Genomic DNA, 20,215 nt, shown 5'->3' with positions numbered 1-20,215 from the left:
CAATAATAAAAAATATTATGAAGATTTTTATGAAAGCTCTTTTATTACTTTTTTTAACCCCAATATGAAAATATCAATTTCTTCTTGTGTATTGTAAAAATAAAAGCTAACTCTTAAAAGATGGTTTTTATTTAAATTTTCTGGAAAAAATGCTACATAGGAGCAAGTTTTTCCAGCTCTAGTTGCTATTCCCATTGTATCTAGATAGGTTTCAATATCGTGTGAGTGAATATTTTTTACCGTAAATGATATTATTGAATTTCTTTTAAGATTTGTATTTAGTAAAAATTCGACTTCATCAATCTCTTGTAATTTTTTTACCCCGTATTCGATTAATTGCTGATCATGTTCTAAAATAAAATCCATAGAAATATTATTAATATATTTTATTGCCTCTTTAAGTCCAATAATTCCCGCAATATTTGGGGTTCCTGATTCAAATTTATTAGGAGCATCGAATGATTTAAATTTAATTTTTTTATTTTCTATGAATATTTCTTCTACAGTGTTTCCCCCCAATTTTGAGCTATGAAGCTTTTCAGCCATTTTATTTGAAATGTATAAAATTCCTATTCCTGTTGGAGCAAGCATTTTATGTCCAGAAAATACCAAAAAGTCACAGCCAATTTTTTTAACATCTATTTTTATATGGGGTGCCATTTGTGCGGCATCTACAAAAAGACTTATATTATATTTTTTTGCTATTTTTCCAATAGATTCCAAATCGTTAATGGTCCCCAAAGTATTATTTATTCCTGAAATACTGATGAGTTTTGTTTTTTCCGTAATAAGTTTTTCAATTTCTTCAGGGGTAATAATTCCCATTTCATTGAATTTAGCAAATTTAATTGTTAGATTAGCTAATTTTGCAAGATTTGCCCATGGCAGTAAATTACTATTATGCTCAAGAGTTGTAAGAATAATTTCATCTTTTTTTTTAAAGTATTTTGAGTAAAAAAATGAGTTTGCGATGGTGTTAATTCCATCTGTAGTGCCAGAGTTAAATATTATATTTTTTGCAGATTCTGCATTAATGAAATTTTTTACAAGTTCTCTTATTTTTTCTATTGTTATGCTAGATTGAATTGCAAATTTGTGACCGCTTCTATGTACATTTGCGTTGTAGTTTTCATAATATTCTATGCTAGAATAAATTACTTTTTTAGGTTTTTGAGAGGTTGCTGCATTGTCAAAATAAACTATATGCTTATTGTTAAATTTTTTATTTAAAATAGGAAAATCTTTTCTTAAAAACTTGACCTTTTCAGCGTTGCTTTTTATTTGTTTGAAGTCCATAATCCTTACAAGTTCCTTTGTATTAATTTTTAGCTTTAATCATTATAGCATTATTTTATATTTCACAAAAAAGTTTAAAATAATGATTAATTAATAATTATTTTTTAAATTGGAAGTTATTTTTTTGTATCAATTTTGTTTATTGGTTATGTTTTTTGATTATGATATACTCGTTTATATGAAAGAAGTAATTTATAGATTTGAAAAAGTTGAAGATTATAAATTGGTTCCTGTTAATAATATTTATGGGAATGTAACTAGCACAGGGGAGATTTTTTGTGATCTTGTTTTCGAATCTACAGAGATTTCTGAAGAGATTGCTTACACCAAAACTAAAGAAGGTGTTTTAGAAGAGGCTTCAAAAGAATTAAAACGTGGAGAAGAGGGCAAAATAGTACTAATCAATTCTTTTATAGGAATTTCTATTACAAAGACTACTGCCAGAAATATTGCTTATTGGCTTTTAAAAAAAGTTGATGAATTAGAAGATAATGAGTAAAACATCTGAAGATAGAATTAAGATTTATTTATCAAAACTTAAGAAGCATAGAAATAAAATTTTAAGCAAAAAGAGTATTAAAAATATTATTGAAATATCAGGTATTTCTGATAATGATATTGAAAATATGGAGCTTCATTTTAAAAGATCTTATACAAGAGTTAAAAGATTTGTTGATATGGGTAGGGTAGATGTTGCTTTTAGAGAGCTTGAATCTATCTATTTTTATTCTCTTCACGATAAATCAATGTTTAGTTTATTTTTTTCTCTTTTTAAAGAGATTACTGATAGGGTAAATACTAAAGAATCTAAAAAAAAAATGATCCATGTAAGTTTGCAGGCAAAAGAATTTGGAATAAGAAACGATTTGGATTTAATTAACTACTATGAATTTAAAAAATCCAAGAACAGAATATTAATATTAACTTTGAGTTCTATCTTGATATTTTTTATTTCTTTTATCACTTACAGATCTTTTCAGAGTTTCATTAATGTAAATGGGAGCGGTAAAATGGCTTTAAAAGAAAAATTTACCCCTTCTTTTGCATTACAGGGTCTTCCCCCTATTACTATGGCTACGGATTTAGTAGTTGAAGCTGCTAATCTTATTTCACACTCTAAAGGCTTATATTACATAGAAATAGAGGATGCTAAAGTTTTAGTGTTTGAAGATGCGCATTTGTATCAACTTAAAGCGGGGATTGTCTCAACAACGAATCCTGTTAAAAAGATTTCTTACAGAGTTACAGTTTACGATGATCTTGGTAAATCTGTGTTTAATCAGGTTTTTGACAAAGAAAGTGATTTTTCTGCAAAATGGGGTAAAAATGTTTACATTCCAATTGATGTTATATCAAGTATACCAAGAGCTATTGATTTTAATCCTAAAAAAATAGTATTAGATATTATTGAGATTGATTTTTTTGAGAATGTTGATGATAAAATTGGTGTAAATCTTGACTCAGATTCTTTTATATTAAAATTTAAATATATTGGAAGTTATTTTAAAGAGTCTTTTGGGATTTGTAAAGCAAATACTGTGATAGAAGTTTTCAATTCTTCAAAGGATGTTATTAAAAATTTAGAGATTGAAATTAGTTATATTGATAAGGAAGGTAGAATCATTAGGTCTTTGAGACGCAAATTAATTTCTTCTGCAAATTCTTTTTTAAAATCTAAATCTAAACAGAGCTTCACAATTAGTACAATTTTTCCAAGTGAGATTTATCCTACAATTGAAAAGGATTTTTCATCTATTAAAATTTATAATGTTGTGATTAAGTAGCGCTTTAAATTATCTTAAAATTTCTTTTTCTTTTAAATTTGAGATAATGCTAAGCGGAATCAGTGTGGTTAAAATGGTTATTAGCATATATAAGCCAAGAAGTGTTAAATTAAAGCTCAGGCTTAAATTTATTTGAAATTCAGATACGTAATATTCTGAGTTTAATATTTCAGAATTTTCTTCTCCAAATATTTTTAAAAAAAAGTTTAAAACATTATCAACAAAGTTTATTAAATAAGATATTTTAAGTGTTAAATAATTCCCAATTATTATTCCAATCCCACAAAAGGTGGTGCTTAATGTGAGCGATATCAAAAGAAATATTATTTTTATGTTTAAATTATTCATTCCAATTGATTTTAGTATTGCAATTTTCTTTTTATTTTCAAAAATAAGCATTGAAAGGGACGAAGATATATTGATGCTTGCAAATATTATAATTAAAGCCATAATGAATATTAAAAGTTTTTTACTTATATCTAGATTATTATATTTATTTAAGTAAAGTTCATAGAATGTTTTTGTTTGGAATTCTTGAAATTCAGTTTCTAAATTCTGTTTCAAGAGTTCATTGGTTTTTATGGAATTGGAATTTGTTTTAAGTCCAATTATGCTTTTTGAAAACTTTTTTGACATTAAATTTTCATTTTCAAAAGAAATTAACACTAAATTGTTATCAATATCTTTTAGTCCGGTTTCAATTATTCCTGAGATATTAAACTTTTTTATTCTAGGCATTATTTTATTGTTTTTTGTATTTGGAATCAAAATGTCAATTTTTTCATTGAGATTTACATTAAGTTTATTTTTTATTTGATTTGAAATGAGTATGGAATCCTTTTTTAAATTTTTAGTACCTTTTATTAATTTTATTGATTTGTTTTCCAATATGAATTCGTTTTCTATTGCTCTTATTAATACACCTTGTTTTTTATTATTTCCAATGATTCCGTAAGTTCTTTTCTCAAAAAAATAATTTAAATCTTTGTAATTATATTTTTTTTTAAATGAGCTTAACCTGTCTTTTAGGGAATGAGTTTTGTTTGTGTCGTTGTATTCTATTTGTATGGAAAATCCCTCACTTTCAATATATTTATTAATAGTAGAAGTCATAATATTGCTAGACATATAGTAGACAATAATTAATGGAATCATTACTAAACTTAATGATATTCCAGAACCTATTAAGGCTATTTTATTTGTTGAATTTTTAAAAATTATGTAAGCAATTTTTGTAATTTCTGTTAGCTTTAGAAGCATCATAGTTTTTTTAATGTCCTATCTTTAAATTCATATTTTGAATCTGCTTTGTTTGCAAATTGAGGGTTATGACTAACTAGTATTAAGGTTTTTTTAAAATTTTTTGCTGTATTTATAAGTAGATTTTCTACAGTTTTAGCTGTGCTTAAGTCTAAATTCCCCGTAGGTTCATCACACAAGATTATATTAGGTTCATTGATTAACGCTCTAGCAATAGCAACCCTTTGTGATTCGCCCCCTGAGAGTTCTGAAGGGTAATGTTTTGCTCTGTTTTCTATGTTTAGTATTTTCATTAGATCTAGAGCTTTTTTATTTATTGTTTCTTTTGTTTCTTGGCCCGAGATAATTTTGGGTAAAATTATATTTTCAATTACATTAAACTCATTTATTAAATTATAGTTTTGAAATACTAAACCTATTTGTCTGTTTTTATATAAACTTAATGTTTTTTCATTTGCATTTTTCAAAGATATTCCACACGATATTATTTTTCCAGAATCTATTTTATCAATTCCCGAAATCATATTAAAAAGAGTTGATTTCCCACAACCACTTTTTCCTTGAATTGAAATAAATTCGCCTTTTGTTACAGTTAAGTTTAAATTTTCTATTACTTGAATTTTTGTTTTATTTTTTTTGTATGCTTTGCAAAGATTTTTTATAATTAATATATTTTCCATTTTACGATCCATTTATAGTTTCAATGTTTTTTTGATTTCCAATTTTTTTTGTTGCTTTCATGCTTGAATATATTGTGGAAAAGCATGCAAAGCAGAAAGTAAATGCTAAATCGCTTAAAAATAATTTAGGAGTAATTGTATTTTTTATTATTTGTATTTTAATGCCATCTATTTTTAAGGCCAATATTTGATTTAAAAAATTTATTAAAGTGTTTACCAGATTGTCAATTATTTTTAAAATTTCATTTATATTTAGGGAAATTGAAATTCCTAGTATTAATCCAAGAAGCCCTCCCACAGTGCAGATTATTACTGAATGAATAAAAAAAATTTGCTTTATCTTTTTTATTCTAAGTCCCATAGCTAATAATATTAAAATAGCTTTATTTTTATTTATTATTATTCTTTTTTGCAGATAATATGCATTAACGGCAATAACAATGAAAATGCTTGCTAAAATAATTAACATTGTATTTCGTTCTATTTTTAATGCCTTATAAAATTCTTTATTGTATTCATTCCAAGTTTTTACTTTTAATTTTGGATTAATAGCTTTGATCTTTTCAATTAATTTTTTACTTGGATTTAAATTTTTTGTTTTTACTTGGTAATTAATGCTAGAATTATGTAAAATTTTATTTTTAATAAAATAGTCTATATTCATGAAAATTAAAGTTTCATTTATTTTTGCATAATTACTTTTGAAAATTGATTTTATTTCAAATTTTTTTATATCATTTCCTAATGATATAAGGTTTTTTATTTCATCGGTGATTATTAATTCTAGGGTATCATTTTCAAATAAGTTGAAATTATAGGAGAGCACATTTCCAATAATGATCTCATTGTCTTTAAGATCCAGTTCAGCTTTTTCAAGTCCTGTAAATGAAATAAAATTTTGATCTTTTTTGAGATCTTTAATATCAACTGCAATGATATTTAAAATGGTTGGATAATAATAATTTTGAATTCCAATGCCTTGTGTTTCGTATATTTTATTTATATGTCTTATTCCTTCAATCTTTTTAATTTCTTTAATTTCTTCTTGAGTAAGTTCATTTTCTATTTTTAAATTTCCACTTTCTACATTTGTAATGCTAAGGAAAAAATCATTTTGAAAACCATTCATGATTGATATTGTTAGGATTATTATTATTTCACCTAAGGCGATGCTTAATATTATTACAATTGTGAGGGCTAGGCTATTTTTTTCTTCTAGTATTAATTTTTTAAGCAAAAAATTTCTTATATTCATTTAATTTGTTCCTATTGGTTTTTCTTCGATAACTTTTCCATTTTTGTGTTTTATTCTAAGAGCGGGGGTTTTATTGTAGTAAATTTCTTCTTCATATTCATTATCATTGTGGTATTCGGTTTTTAGATAAATTGTATCGTTTTCATAAATTTTTTTGCTTTTTAATTGATTGTCTTGGTTATATTCGTATTCAATTTTGGTATTGGTGTATTGGTCTTTATCCTTTTCTTTAGTGTTTTGAAAAATTATCATATCAGATGAGTTGTATTGAAAATCATTTGTTTTTATAAGTTCATTATTTTTATATGTTTCTTCTTTAATCAGATTGTTTCTTTGATAGGTAGATATGATTTTTGTATTTTCTTCTTCAAAGGTATTTACTGTTTTTTGTTCATCTAGATATTGGTTTTTTTCTTTAGATTTTATTTTATTATTAACAATTATTGTACTGTTTGAATTTCTTTTTTTATCATCATATTTTATCACTTTTGTTGTTGATTTTTTGATGTCAAAATATGTAGATTTTATGTCGCCATTAATTCCATAGTTCCAAATTTGAAAATTTGATCCTGTTATTTTTAGTAATTTACCATTTTCGTCTTTAGAATAGTATATTAATTTTGGTTTTTGGTTTATTGTTTTTAAATTTTTGGATATTAAGTTACCGTTTTCATAAAAGTAATTTGCTGTTTCAAGAATTTTTCCCTTGTTGTCATATTCAATTTCTTGTATTTTGTTATATAGATTGTCGTAAACTTCTTCTTTTCTTTTTATATCTTTTGTATCATAATATGTGATTTTTATTGTGTTTTCTATGATTTGAATTGTTTTGTATTTTATTAAATCAGCGTCTTTATATAAGTAAAGTTTCTCGGTATCATCAATAGAATGGTACTCAATGTAAAACCCTGTTTTTGGCTTTTCGTTTAATTTTTGGTATTTATTGAAAAATGCATCAGATGCAAAGTAGCTTTTTGCATAAATAATTTGTGGTATAAATAGAAGAAGTATTAATTGTTTTTTTTTCATAGCAATTTATTAAGATATTCATTGATATCAAATTCTTTAATGTCTTCTAGTTTTTCTCCAAATGTAGTAAAGTATATGGGCTTTTCAAGAATTTTTGAAATATTTATTAGTGCACCTGCTCTGGAGGATGAATCAAGTTTCGTGATTATTATTCCGTCTATTTCTATTGCGTTATTAAAAATTTCTGCTTGACTGTTTGTATTTTTTCCAATAGTAGAATCGATTACAAGTATTTTTTGATAATTTATGTTGGTGTTTTTTATTTGCTTTAATATTACATTGTTTATTTTTTGAAGCTCTTTTATTAAATTTTCTTTATTTTGCAATCTTCCAGCTGTGTCAATAATTAATGCGTCGTAATTTTTAAGCTTAGCGCTTGAGATGCTGTCGAATATTACAGCTGATGGATCGCTTCCTTGGTTTTGAGATATTATTCTGATTCCGATTTGTTCACCATAAATTTTCATTTGTTCAATTGCGGCTGCTCTGAATGTATCGGCAGCCGATATTAATATATTTTTACCTTCATTTTTTAATTTATTTGCAAGTTTTGCTATGCTTGATGTTTTTCCAATTCCGTTTATGCCAACTATTAACAAAATGTTTAATTTATTGTTTTCTAGAGTAAATTTTTTTGTGTTAATATAATTGCTTAAAAGTTCTTTTAGTTTTTCAATAATAATTTTTTCGTTTTTATTTTTTTCTTTTGTTAATTTGTTTATTATTTCTATTACAATTTCATTATTAATGTCTGATTCTAATAGAATGTCTTCTAAGTTTTCAATAATGTTTTCTTGTTGGTTACTTTTAAATAAATTTTTTATTTTTTCTAAAATGCCCAAAAGTTTGTTCTCCTAGTATATTGATTGTTAAATCTATTCTCCCAGATTTGCTTCTTTAATATATTCTACTAAATGAGTTATTAATGAAATAAAACTGCCAATAGTTAAAGTAATGCCTGCTCCAAATAGGAATGTTGCAGTTATTTGTTCTGCTTTTGCCATATAAACATCTTCAGCTGGTAATTTTTTGTTTATAAAGTGATTGCCAGTTATTTTATAAAGTGCTTCTGCATTGTTGAGCAATGTTCCTGCAAAAATGGTTCCTATTGTGCTTAATGTAAAAACAGCCAGATTAACATAAAACTTATCCCTTGTATTGATAAGTCTATTTTTGCTGGTTTTTATCATTTCTATTTCTACTTGATCTTCTTCTTTATTTATTAACTTAAATCTATCTTTATATCCGCTAGATTTAAGCAAAATGATGTCTTGATTTTCTGGTTTTTCAATTTCAATTGGGGTTTCTCCTATAAATATACCTTTTCTAAAAACTTTAGATTTTACATTGCTTGTAATTGCTACTTTTTTAGAGATTGTTCTTTTTAAGTCAATATTTAATATTATTGAATCTGCATTTTTCACCGTTCTTTTAGTAGAGTAATTTTCAAAGTTTGTACTTGTGATTTGTATTTCAATTTCTTTGTTTGGGATTTTAGAAATGTCAAAAATATTATCGTAATAGATTCCTTTTGAAACAAATTTTTCATTTATATAGATTTTTGCATCTGGGTTGTTTTTTACGTTAATATTGATTTTTAAAAATTCTCTACCTAATATTTCTTTGAAACTATGTTTTGTTATTTTATCTGCAATTTCATTAATAGAAGATGATGTTTTAAATACTGCTTTTTCAGTTTCAATTTTCTCAGGAGTAATGTTGCTAATTTCTAGCAAATAATAATTTTCTATTTTTTTCAGATCAATATAGCTAATGAAAAATAATTCTTCTCTTATGAAAAATTCTTTATTTAAATTTGAGATGTTTATTTGTTCTTCGATTTTTTTATATTTTACTTTTAGTTTGTTTAAATTGTTAAAATATTCTGAAAATTTTTTTTGCTTGCTGTTAATATTTTGAATATCTTTTTTAAGCTCATCAATTTTGGTTTTGGTGCTATGCGTTTCTTTTGCGGTTATTATATTTTGAAGTTTTTTTTTATCCATTTCTTTTTTTAATTTACTAATTTCAAGTTCTGTTTTTATTATATCTTGATTTATGTAAATATCTTCAATGATATTCTTATCATTATTGTTTACAGTATGTTCTGTTATTTTGTCGTAGACTTTGTCCAATTGTTTTTCAATTCCTTTTTTAAGGTCAATATTTTCTGTTTTTGTATTAATAATATAGGAAAAGTTGTACTTGATATTACTTTGAGAATTTATTTTTTGTATTGTAAATATTAGTAACGGTATTACTAGCGTTAGTTTAAGCTTTTCCATTTTAAATACTCTTCTATGAAATTATCTATATTGCCGTCCATAACCGAAGTGGTGTTTGAATTTTCAAATTTTGTTCTGTGATCTTTTACCAAATTGTAAGGTTGAAATACGTAAGATCTTATTTGGTTGCCCCAAGAAATTTCTTTTTTTGTGTCTTGTTTGGATTTGTTTTTTTCGTCTTCTTTACTCTTATAGTATTCGTAAAGCCTTGATTTTAAAACTTTCATTGCCATGTCTTTGTTTTTGTGCTGACTTCGGTCGCTTTGAGATTGAGTTACTATTCCTGTTTTAATGTGAGTTATTCTTACAGCAGAGGATGTTTTGTTGACGTGTTGTCCCCCGGCTCCTGATGCTCTGTATGTATCAATTCTTATGTCTTCCGGTTTGATTATTATTTCTATTTTTTCATCAATAACAGGGTCAACAAATACTGATGCAAAGGAGGTATGTCGTTTTTTAGCAGCATCAAACGGAGAAATTCTTACAAGACGATGTATTCCAACTTCACTTTTTAACAGTCCATAAGCATACTCACCTTTGATTTCTATTGTAACAGATTTGATTCCACCTTCTGCTTCAAGCAAATCAATAAGTTCTGTTTTGTATTTTTTTCTCTCAGCATATCTTGAATACATTCTGTAAAGCATTGCAACCCAGTCACACGCTTCAGTGCCTCCAGCACCAGAATGAATAGTTAAAAAAGCACCATTTGCATCAAGCTCTTCTTTAAAGTAAGATATTGTGAGCAAATCTTTGTACTGTTTTTCAAGTACATTAAATTCGATTTCCAAGCTGCTAGTATCTTTTTCATTTTCAATAATTTCGCACAGATCGTTTAGGTCTTTGATTTTGTTTATTAGCTCTTCCCACGGATCAATTTTGTTTCTTAAGATGCTTTGAGCTTTAATAACTTCTTGGGCTCTTTTAGGATCATTCCAAAAATTTTTTTGGTTTATTTCTTTTTCATATTTTTCGATTTTAGCTTGAATTTCTTTTTTGTCAAAGCTTCCTCCAAATGTCTTCGGCTTGTTTAAGCAATGTATTTATTTTTTCTTTCATTTTTATTTCTCACTATTATTGATTGTTTATTAATATAATTATATTTGGAATTAAAGATAAAATAAACATTATAAAAAAATATATTGGTTCGTTTTCTAATATTTTGATTTTAGGTTTTTTATCAAAGTTTTTTTTTATTGATGTTATTGAGATTAAAGCTATTAGTATGCCAAGTGCAGACAGAATAAGTATTTCTAATCCTTCAAAAAATCCGTTGTTCTTATCAAGTGCAAAAAATGTTATTGCAATTAAGCTGCTATTTGAAAGCATAAAATCGTTTGAATAATTTGATTTTTTGTTGTAAGCAATAAATATATCATTTAATACTTTAAATGATAATATCAACAGGTAAATTAAAATTACATAAAAAATTGGCATTAAGAACAATAAATTGTTCTTTGCAAGCAGTTTATAAAGATAAAATGATGTTGAATATATTAATAAAGAGGTAGTTGTTATTATGATGTATTTTTTTATTAAGATTGCATTGTTTTTGATTTTTATGTCCTCAAATCCAATAAAGTGTATTAAAGTCAAGTTGTTAATAATCAAGCACGCAATTAAATTATTAGTCATAATTTTATTATATCCTTTTCATTCTCAAGAGGAGTTTTGAGTGCTTTTTCTTTATTTGTTTTCAAAAAATGTATTATTTTTTTAATTTTTAAGGTTAGACTATATTTTTTTATTAAGTTTGAGCTTGCTTGTAAGATAAAAATAGATATTATGACCGATAAAGTTTCAAAAGGAATATAGCTTAATGTTGAAAAGTATATAAATGCCAATAGCGATCCGTAGAGTATTTGCTCAAATTTGAAGTGAGGTGTTATTTGAATTTCTGTTGCCATTGTAAATATTAAGAGCATTGGTATTGGAGAAATAAGCAATGTTAGCATATCTGAGCTGATGTAGTTTAGTAGTCCTATATTATGTGTTATGTATGAGATTATCATTAAGCTTATATAAAATGACAATGGTATTAATTTATTAATTATATATTTGCCAACTATTAATAAGAGTCCAAAATAAAGCAAGATTGGAGATATTTTTTTTTCATTATTAACTCCCACAAGACTTTCAATATGAAATCTTGTGACAATTATGTTGAAAACGGAAAAAATGTTTTTATTTACAAAATTTTCAATTGCATCTATTTTTTTGTTTTCATATCTTGTGAAGGTATTCAAACTTTTTAAATTTTTTATGTTTGGATTTGTTTTAATTATTTCGTTCCAAGTTGGAATTATTGATATTGAGTTTTTAAATCCTTCTTGATAGGCTTGCTTAAAACTTACTGGAAAATTTAATACAAAAAACATAAAAGAAATTAATATAGGATTTGCTAAAAATGCTGATAGCCTGAAGAAGTAAAAGAATACTAAAAAAGTAAATAATAAGGAGATTATTTTTAGCATAATTTCTAAATTTAAAGGCAATATAATGCTTATCATTAAGGCATTGTAAACAAAAAAAGACAAGCATTTGTAATTAATTTTTAGCATTATTGGTATATAGATTGCTATGCTAATAAATATTAACAGCAAAGTGTCTGTCATGAATTTTGTATTGTTTAGGAAAGCAAATATTAAGCTGGGCAATAATGCTAGTATGATAGTAAAGTATATATCTTTTAAGTTGTTTTCAGTGTATATTACCCCATTTATTAGATTTTCATTTAGAATTTTACCTTTAATTTCTTTTTGAACTTTATGTATTTCTTCTTCTGCTTCTTTGTCTGTATATTTAAATATTTTTAATTTGTTGCTATCATTTATTTTTTTATTCTTTAAGTATGAAAAAATAATATTTTCCATTTGCAATGGCGAAAAACTAGGTATAAACAATGCTCTAATTTTGTCATATATTGACTTTTTCTTTAATATGGTGATGCTATAAATATCTCTTGTTATTGGTATGTTTAATGTTTTAATTTTTATTTGGTTGGCTGGGTTGTTTAAAAAAATTTCATATTTTTTTGTATCAATTTTTTCATTTATTATTTGACTGAAAGAAGTTCCAATTTTTACTTTCAGTATTCTGCTTTTTATTTTTTTATTACCATTTATGGCTATAAATTTTTCCTTATAAGGATTGTTATTCTTTATAGCAAGATTTGTGTTGTATAGATCTTCAATATTTACTAATAAAATATTATTGTGAGGATTTATATCATCTTTTGCGTTTTTGTTGTATAAAAAGTGCATTATCATTTCGTGATTTGTATAAGGATATGCATTTTCTAAGGATTTAATTTGTATTTTTCTGTTTTTAAAAATACTCAATTTTTCCAATTCTTTTTTCAATTTGTCTTTGTTTGATATTATTGTTATTTCTTTGAATTTAAATATTTTGTCGATTATTTGGAATCCTGAAAGAATTTCTTCTAATTTTTCTGACATCAGCGCTTCTGAAATATTTGTAAATGCATCTTTTCCGTTTGTTAATAAAATCATTTTGTCTATTTTTTTACATTTGTTTATGAATTGAAATAAAGAACTTTCGTTAAACCAAGGGATTCCTAGTTGAATTAATTTTTCCAGGGTTTTTTCTCTTGAGATTTCATCTTCAATTGGGATTTTTTCGGTTTTTATTTTTCCTTGAAATTTGATTAGTGCTGATTTTAATTCTTTCCCATCTGGAAATTTGGCTGTGTATATTTTTTCTACTATTCCAGATATTGGAGAGTATGTGTACAGTTCTATGTTTGAATTTTTCGATAAAATTTGATTTTCTTCTATTTTTTGTTTTTCAATTATGTATGTTACAGATTTTGAATTTTCTATTTCAAGGGGTATTAGTGCATACTCGGGTATTTGAATCTCGTCAATGCTCACTTCATATTTATTATATTTTTTATAAATTGTTTTTACTTTTTCTAAGTCTAGCATTAGTTATTTATCCTTGAATATATTTTCTATAGGTTTTTTCATTTATGTTTAAAAGAATTGTAAATCTTATTGCTTTAAATAGGAATAGCAATATAAAGAAAGGTAATGAGAATAAGAAGAGTATTTTGTAATTTTTTTTATCTATGTTGATATTATTTTTGTTTTCTTTATATATTAAGATTGGGTTTTTATTTTTTAAAAACAGACTAGCAAGATCTTTTTTAAGAGCTTCATCAATAAATGATTTGTCTACTTCGTAAACGGTTTTAGGATTAATTTCTATCTTATTGTTTTTGATTTCAAAGTAATTTTCTTTTATATTTTTAGTAATTTCCCCATATTTAGCAGTAACATTGTATTTCAATTCGTTTTGATAAAGAATATGGGATAGGTACCCTACAATGTTGGGCATGTCTTTGTTATATCCCAGCATTATATAAATATTATTAGGATTTAAATAATCAAAATAATTTAGTTTTTTACTGTAAAGGTAGTTGATGTTGTTATAAGAATTTAGCATATGGTTTGAATAAGCGAATGGTATTAATGAGAGTGTAAATAGTAGTAGATGTATTGCTATTTTTGATTTTAAAGCTTTTTTTTTCTCTTTAATTTCGATCGGGAATAAGAATGTATCTTTAAAATTGCTTTCTGTTTTTATCCAGCTGAAAATTAAGAAAATGCAGAGGGCTGGTATTGCAGTAAATACAATAAAAGTGGGATCAATATTTGTAGTAAAAAAAGTTATTATTGTAATGAAATATATAGTTGTGAATATAAACAAAAATAATAATCGTTTTATCTTTGTTATTAGTGTTAAAAAATTTATTTCTTTTAAATATATTTTATTGTAATTTTTGTTAAAATTATTGATTATTGAAAATAGCAAGTAAGAGAGAACTGTAAATGGATAAAAATATATTATTTCTTTGCTTATTATAAAAGTAAGGGATGAAATTAATAGAAAAATTAAAGTAAATATAGAATTTGCTGGGTCTAAAAAAATTAATAAAATTATTATGATTAGAAATATTATGCTTGAAATAAAATTGATTTTTGTTTTGTAGTCAAGAGAATGCATGTCAACATTAACATTGAGATCTTTTTTTAGTTTTTTAAAATTTATAGTTTTAAACCTGTTTTCAACATAAAGAAGTTTTTTATTTTCTATGTTGAAAAGATTGGGTAGTTTTTTTAAAAATATATTTTTCCTTAGATCAAGATTGTTAAGTTTGTTTGTCTCATTTATTGTGATTTTTTTATTTTCGGGAAAGTCTAAAATGTCAATTTTAGTTGTGTATTCTGAGATTGTTTTGTACCCTAGTGAATTTATATATTCATTAGCAATTTTCAGATCAGCTTCATTTGTAAAGTATAAGGGCTTGTAGTCTCCAAATTGAGCGATATCGCAGGAATTAATAAGTGGCATTGTTGTAATTAAACATAAAAAACTTAAAAAACGCACCATTTATTTTTTCCTATGCTATAAGTAGCATACAATATATGCAGAGAATATTCCTATTATTATGCCCGTTAGAACCTCTTTCTTTTTATGCCCTTTGACTACTTTTATTTTTGTTGTGTCAATTTTTATTTCTTTTTTTAATTTTTCTGATAATGCATTCAAATATTCTGCCTGAACCCCAGACATATATCTTACGCCGAAAGAATCTCTTATTGTAATAAGGGCAAAGGCAAGAGCTATTATAAAATTTGTACCTATTCCTTCAGTTAGTGCAATTGAGGTTGAAAGAGCAGTAACTGTTGATGAATGACTGCTTGGCATGCCTCCTGTTTCTAGAAAAATTTTTTTTAAAAGATGTACTGGAGTTAGTTTTAACTTTCTTGTTTTTACGGTTTGGACGCCATATTTAATAACTTGAGCAGAAATTCCTGATATAAGGCAAGATAAAAAAAGATCATTGGTAAGCAATGCCATTATCATTATTAAACCTCCTTTTATATTGTGAATTTGCCAGCTTTTATTATTGTGTATTCTTTTCCATTTTTTCCTACTCCAATGACATTTAAGTCGTCGCTTCCAATCATTAAATCTGTGTGTATTAATGAAACGTTGCATCCGTAAGTTAGTTTATCGGTGTCGGTTTTTAAATCTTCTTCGTTACTTAAGCAAGATGGATATGCGGCTCCCAGCGCTATGTGGCAGCTTGCATTCTCATCGTATAATGTGCTGTAAAAAATAAGATTGCTTTGATAAATAGGGGAGCTGCTATCAACTAGTGCTACTTCTCCTATATATTTTGCTTGTATGTCGGTTTCGATGTGTGATTTTAATATTTCTTTTTGTTTCTCATCATCACATCCAAAGTCAACAACTTTTCCATTTTCAAATTTTAACCATATTCCAGATATTAGTGTTCCAAGCACCATGACAGGGCGAGTGGCATACACAATTCCTTTTGTTTTTTTATAGTTTGGAGTTGTAAAAACTTCTTCTGTCGGCATGTTGGCATTGAATTCTATTTCTGTTCCTTTGATTTTTTCGCTTCCGCCTGTCCATAGAGAAGTTTCAAGCAGATATACTTCTAAGTTTGTTTTTTCGTTTTTAAAAATTACTTTTTCTAGGTTAAGTTCATTTAATATGTTACATCTTTTGTGAAGTTTTTTTCCATGGGATTCCCATTTTTCTATTGGATTTTCACTGTCAAGTAACAATATTTTCTTTTGTATTTTGAAAAATTCTTCTAAGGTTTTATTTTCTTCTTTTTTATTTAAAACTTTGGAAGCCCATTTTGGACCTGGTGAACAAACAACACACCAAGCTATTTCGTTACTCATTATTGCTTGCGATAAAGTTTTGCTTGCCAAACTTAAGGCTTTTTGATAAATTGACATTTTTTGACCAATGCTTTCTTTTAAGTCTTCAAAATTTTCTGTATCATCGACGCTTATTCTTGCCCATTTGTCTTGAACCATTTCTTCTAAAAAGGCCTTTTCGGCATTTGGAATAAATTCTAAGCTTTTTTCTTTTGAGAATTTTAATCTTGATTTTAAAATATCAATGTCTTTAATATTTAGCTTGACATATTTAGCCCCATGTTCATAAGCTTTTTTTGCTAATATTCTTAAAAAATTGTAATTTTCGATTGATCCTTGAATTAAAACACACTGATTTTTTTGTAAATTAATTCCCTTTAAAATTATAAGTTCTGCATATTTTATTAAATCTTTCTCCATTTATTCCTCCTGAATAGGTTCTTCTAAAACATTCTCATTAATGTAATTTGCAACAGCTTCTTCATCATTTGTTCCTATTACTTCTAAGTAAGATAGCATTTCTTTTAATCTATAATTTGCATTTCCCATTATTAATCCCTTTTTTACATTTTTTAACATATCAGTATCATTAAATCCATCGCCAAAAGCTATGGTTTCGCTTAAATCAATATTGATAGTTTTAAGAACTTCTTTTAATGCATTTCCTTTTGAAACTTTATGATCTACAATTTCTAGTGAATTTGGAGTAGAAAGGTATGCATTTATTTCTCCTCTGTATTTCTCTAAAATCATTACTTCATATTCTATTAGGCTTTCTTCTTTGCCAGCTAATACTATTTTTGCAACATTTTCAAAATTTTCAAGCTCGCTAAAGTCTTTAATTTCTTGAATTTTACTGATTGGACTGACTATTTCATGTCTTAAGATATTAGATTCTTTTTTTAATTTTTGGCATTTATCCATTGCAATTTTAGTCTTGATATCAATATTTAATTGGTCGTCGTATTGATCTGCTTTATGTAAAAAATGAGGTATGTGACTAAACTTTTTATCTCTTAAATTTAAAATTTTCTTTACTACTTCAGGAGATAAATTGCGACTTTTTATTAATTTCCATTCTTGGTTGTAGACTTTTGCTCCGTTTAATGTAATGAAAAATGAAGCTTGCAGTTGATCTATTTTTTTTGTAATTTGGATGATTTCATTTTTACTTCTTCCTGTTGCTATTATGAATTTCTTTTTTTCTTTTGTTAATTTTTTGATTACAAGTTCTGTAAATGCTCCAATATAGCTTTTTGATAGTAAAAGAGTGCCATCAAGATCAGAGACAACTGCTTTAATATTTTTCATATTTTATCCTTTAGGAGTTAATTTCAAGCTAAATTATATCAAATAATTTTTTATTTTTAAATTGATAATTATTTGGTATACTACTACTAGTAGAGTTTATAAAGGGGATTTTTTTGGATATTAATAAAAGATTAGCTTTGCTTAGAAAGCACATGAGGGAAAATGGAGTTGATGCTTATTTGGTAGCAGGTTATGATCCTCATTTTAGCGAATATTCTCATGAAAGGTATAGTACTCGCGAGTTTATTACAGGCTTTTCTGGTAGCTTTGGAATGGTAATTGTAACATTGTCCAAAGCTGCCCTTTTTACGGATGGTAGATATTTTTTACAAGCCGATCAAGAGCTTAAGGGTACTGAAGTTGAATTAATAAAGCTTGGAGTAAAAGGATCACCTGATATTTTTACGTATATAAATTCAAATCTTCAAGAATCAAGGCTTGGAATTTACTCTGACGAGATTAGTATAAAGTTTTATAAAGAGTTGTCTGAAAAATGTAAAAATACACATGTCGAGGTTTTAAATCAAGATCTAATTGATTTAATTTGGGAATCTAGACCTCAGCTTGAGTTTAGTAATATAGTTGAATTGATTGATGCTGAAAAGAATAATAAAAGAGCTGAAAAAATCAAATCTACTTTTCCAATTTTAGAAAAAAATTTAGCAGATTTTTATGTTATTACTGCTCTTGATGAAATTGCTTGGATATTGAATTTAAGAGGTTCAGATGTTAAGCAGTCTGCATTGTTTTATTCGTTTCTTTTAATATCTAGGAATAAAGACCGAAAAAACGTTCTTTTTATTGATACGAAAAAACTTGATTCAAGTGTTAAAGAAACGCTTGAAATGGATAATTTTGAAATAGAGCCTTACGGTAATTTTTATTGCTTCTTGAATCAAATAAAGAATGAAGGTAAATTTTTTGTTTCATTTTATACTAATGTTAGGGTTTTGAAAGTTCTTGGTGAGGCTAATGTTATTTTGGGGGAAAGTATTGTAAGCAATCTTAAGGTAGTAAAAACCAATTATGAACTTCTTAAGATGAAAGAAGCCCATGTTATTGATGCTATTGGCTTGATTAAATTTTTACTTAAATTTAAAAGTCTAAGTAAGGCTGAATTGGCTGAATTAGATGAAATGGACATTGCTGATATGCTTTTACATTTTAGAAAATTAAATAAAGATTTTTTTAGCTCTAGTTTTGATTCAATAGTTGGTTTCAAGGAAAATGGTGCTCTTCCACATTATAAGCCCAAAAGAGGCAAAAAAATAAATTCTAATGGCCTTCTTTTAATTGATTCTGGGGGTTCGTATTTTGGACTTGGTACAACAGACGTTACAAGAGTTTTTCTAATAGGAAATGCTTCTAGTGAAGAAAAGCATGACTATACTTTGGTTCTTAAGGCTTTCATTAGTCTTGCCTCTTTAAAGTTTCCATATGGATCTTCCGGGGCTTTTCTTGATGGAATTTGTAGATTGCCGCTTTTAAAAAATGAGTTAAATTTTATTCATGGCACGGGACATGGTGTTGGATTTTTTCTCAATGTTCATGAACTTCCAGCTTCTATTAGTCCTAATTCTAATTATCCTTTTAAAGGATCTGAGGTAGTTTCGATTGAGCCTGGGCTTTATAGAACATTTAGTCATGGGATAAGGATTGAAAATTTAGTTTTTGTAAGGCAAGCTTTGACAAATGACTTTGGATCTTTTTTAGAGTTTGAAAATTTAACTCTTGTTCCCTTTGAAAAAGAATTAATAGTAAAAGAAATGCTCTCGGAAGATGAGTTAAACTATATCAATAATTATCATGAATGTATATTTTTGACTTTAAAAGAGCATTTTAATGATGAAGGGGAGTTGGAATTTTTAGCAAAGCTTACAAGTAAAATATGAGATTTATAATTGCATTTTTAATGATTTTAAATCAGGGATTTTTAAACTTGTTTTCTTTAACGGAAGATATTATTTTTGAGAGTTCTTATGAGATTGCAATTAAAAAAGCTCAAGAATTGGATAAAAATGTTTTAATTTTGGTTGGCAGAGATATTAAAGAAAATCTAATAAAAGATTTTTTAAATTCTTTTAGAAATGATGAGATTGTTCGCACGGTATCTAGAAAAAATATTTTTTTAGTTATAGATAAGAATAATAAAATTTTTAATAAAATTAATCTACAAAAAAGTCCAACTATTTTTTTTGTAGATTCTAAAAATGAGCAAATAAAGGCAGCTTATGCAGGAACCGCTTTGAGTAGTATTCAATTTGATAAGAATTTTTTGAACTATGTTATGGGGTCTATAAAATCAACAAGCTTTCTAAAAGAGCAAAAAAATTATGAAATTAATACTATTAATGATAGGATCTTCTTTTATAAAACGTTACAAGGTGATTGGCGATTAAAGTTTGACGGTAAAGACAGAAAGCTTGTTCTTTTTGATACAGATCTTAAAGAATTTTTAGTTTTTAAAGATATTGATGAAAACAAGCTTTATGCTATTCCCAAGTCCAGGATCGGTAATATTTATTTTTCATTATTGGGAAATGAGGAATGGAAGCTTTTTGGAAAAATAAAATGAGCGTTTTTTGTTTGA

18 protein-coding genes are annotated in these 20,215 nt (G+C 26.1%); 4 read left to right on the top strand and 14 right to left on the bottom strand.

The features are described 5' to 3' along the window. Nucleotides 1-27: 27 nt before the first annotated feature. Nucleotides 28-1,296, bottom strand: coding sequence for a cysteine desulfurase (locus QIA27_RS00925; protein WP_301386211.1), 1,269 nt, complete (start codon nucleotides 1,294-1,296; stop codon nucleotides 28-30). A 178-nt stretch (nucleotides 1,297-1,474) separates the two neighbouring features. Between QIA27_RS00925 and QIA27_RS00920 the strand changes: the two genes are divergently transcribed. Together QIA27_RS00920 and QIA27_RS00915 are read left to right on the top strand one after the other, a co-directional pair. Beyond that, nucleotides 1,475-1,795, top strand: coding sequence for a hypothetical protein (locus QIA27_RS00920; RefSeq protein WP_040351356.1), 321 nt, complete (start codon nucleotides 1,475-1,477; stop codon nucleotides 1,793-1,795). Continuing rightward, nucleotides 1,788-3,080: a hypothetical protein gene (locus QIA27_RS00915; protein WP_301403455.1), complete on the top strand. Its 1,293-nt coding sequence runs from the start codon at nucleotides 1,788-1,790 to the stop codon at nucleotides 3,078-3,080. The genes QIA27_RS00920 and QIA27_RS00915 overlap by 8 nt, the downstream gene beginning before the upstream one ends. Nucleotides 3,081-3,089: 9 nt before the next feature. On the opposite strand, the gene QIA27_RS00910 is transcribed toward QIA27_RS00915, so the two are convergent. From QIA27_RS00910 to QIA27_RS00850, 13 genes are all read right to left on the bottom strand, one after another. Further along, a complete protein-coding gene (locus QIA27_RS00910) occupies nucleotides 3,090-4,343 on the bottom strand; it encodes an ABC transporter permease (RefSeq protein WP_418906221.1) in 1,254 nt (417 codons plus the stop codon). After that, a complete protein-coding gene (locus tag QIA27_RS00905) occupies nucleotides 4,340-5,020 on the bottom strand; it encodes an ABC transporter ATP-binding protein (RefSeq protein ID WP_301386597.1) in 681 nt (226 codons plus the stop codon). Before QIA27_RS00905 ends, QIA27_RS00910 begins: the two co-directional genes overlap by 4 nt. Before the next feature lies 1 nt (nucleotide 5,021). Continuing rightward, nucleotides 5,022-6,275 carry an ABC transporter permease gene (locus QIA27_RS00900; RefSeq protein WP_301386209.1) on the bottom strand — a complete coding sequence of 418 codons (1,254 nt, stop codon included), beginning with the start codon at nucleotides 6,273-6,275 and terminating at the stop codon, nucleotides 5,022-5,024. Continuing rightward, a complete protein-coding gene (locus tag QIA27_RS00895; protein ID WP_301386208.1) occupies nucleotides 6,276-7,304 on the bottom strand; it encodes a hypothetical protein in 1,029 nt (342 codons plus the stop codon). Continuing rightward, complete coding sequence (gene ftsY, locus QIA27_RS00890) at nucleotides 7,301-8,146, bottom strand: signal recognition particle-docking protein FtsY (protein WP_301386207.1); 846 nt, start codon at nucleotides 8,144-8,146, stop codon at nucleotides 7,301-7,303. The genes QIA27_RS00895 and ftsY overlap by 4 nt, the downstream gene beginning before the upstream one ends. Before the next feature lie 33 nt (nucleotides 8,147-8,179). Next, on the bottom strand, nucleotides 8,180-9,589 hold the full coding sequence (locus QIA27_RS00885) for a hypothetical protein (RefSeq protein WP_301403454.1): 1,410 nt from the start codon (nucleotides 9,587-9,589) through the stop codon (nucleotides 8,180-8,182). After that, nucleotides 9,571-10,648 (bottom strand): peptide chain release factor 2 gene (gene prfB, locus QIA27_RS00880; protein ID WP_301403453.1). Its coding sequence is split into 2 segments (ribosomal slippage): nucleotides 9,571-10,594 and nucleotides 10,593-10,648, totalling 1,080 coding nucleotides; the frame shifts between segments, so codons are not numbered across the junction. The genes QIA27_RS00885 and prfB overlap by 19 nt, the downstream gene beginning before the upstream one ends. A 15-nt stretch (nucleotides 10,649-10,663) precedes the next feature. Then, entirely contained in the window at nucleotides 10,664-11,224 is a 561-nt protein-coding gene (locus QIA27_RS00875) for a hypothetical protein (protein WP_301403452.1), read from the bottom strand. Next, the gene (locus QIA27_RS00870; RefSeq protein WP_301403451.1) at nucleotides 11,221-13,536 is read right to left on the bottom strand and encodes an RnfABCDGE type electron transport complex subunit D; all 2,316 of its coding nucleotides are present in this window, start codon (nucleotides 13,534-13,536) and stop codon (nucleotides 11,221-11,223) included. The genes QIA27_RS00875 and QIA27_RS00870 overlap by 4 nt, the downstream gene beginning before the upstream one ends. 7 nt (nucleotides 13,537-13,543) lie before the next feature. Further along, the gene (locus QIA27_RS00865; protein WP_301403450.1) at nucleotides 13,544-15,004 is read right to left on the bottom strand and encodes a hypothetical protein; all 1,461 of its coding nucleotides are present in this window, start codon (nucleotides 15,002-15,004) and stop codon (nucleotides 13,544-13,546) included. A gap of 15 nt (nucleotides 15,005-15,019) precedes the next feature. After that, nucleotides 15,020-15,481, bottom strand: coding sequence for a divergent PAP2 family protein (locus QIA27_RS00860; protein WP_301403449.1), 462 nt, complete (start codon nucleotides 15,479-15,481; stop codon nucleotides 15,020-15,022). A 14-nt stretch (nucleotides 15,482-15,495) separates the two neighbouring features. Further along, nucleotides 15,496-16,734 carry an aminopeptidase gene (locus QIA27_RS00855; protein WP_301353372.1) on the bottom strand — a complete coding sequence of 413 codons (1,239 nt, stop codon included), beginning with the start codon at nucleotides 16,732-16,734 and terminating at the stop codon, nucleotides 15,496-15,498. Then, nucleotides 16,735-17,625: an HAD family hydrolase gene (locus QIA27_RS00850; RefSeq protein ID WP_301353371.1), complete on the bottom strand. Its 891-nt coding sequence runs from the start codon at nucleotides 17,623-17,625 to the stop codon at nucleotides 16,735-16,737. Between the two features lie 113 nt (nucleotides 17,626-17,738). Here QIA27_RS00850 and QIA27_RS00845 point away from each other — a divergent pair, with 113 nt between their 5' ends. Further along, nucleotides 17,739-19,517 carry an aminopeptidase P family protein gene (locus QIA27_RS00845; RefSeq protein ID WP_301403448.1) on the top strand — a complete coding sequence of 593 codons (1,779 nt, stop codon included), beginning with the start codon at nucleotides 17,739-17,741 and terminating at the stop codon, nucleotides 19,515-19,517. Continuing rightward, nucleotides 19,514-20,200 carry a hypothetical protein gene (locus tag QIA27_RS00840; RefSeq protein WP_301403447.1) on the top strand — a complete coding sequence of 229 codons (687 nt, stop codon included), beginning with the start codon at nucleotides 19,514-19,516 and terminating at the stop codon, nucleotides 20,198-20,200. The genes QIA27_RS00845 and QIA27_RS00840 overlap by 4 nt, the downstream gene beginning before the upstream one ends. Nucleotides 20,201-20,215: the final 15 nt, after the last annotated feature.

It is taken from the genome of [Borrelia] tanukii, assembly GCF_030439725.2.
Lineage (GTDB): Bacteria > Spirochaetota > Spirochaetia > Borreliales > Borreliaceae > Borreliella > Borreliella tanukii.
Note: the sequence above shows the minus strand (reverse complement) of the source record. Positions and strands in the feature narration are given on the sequence as shown.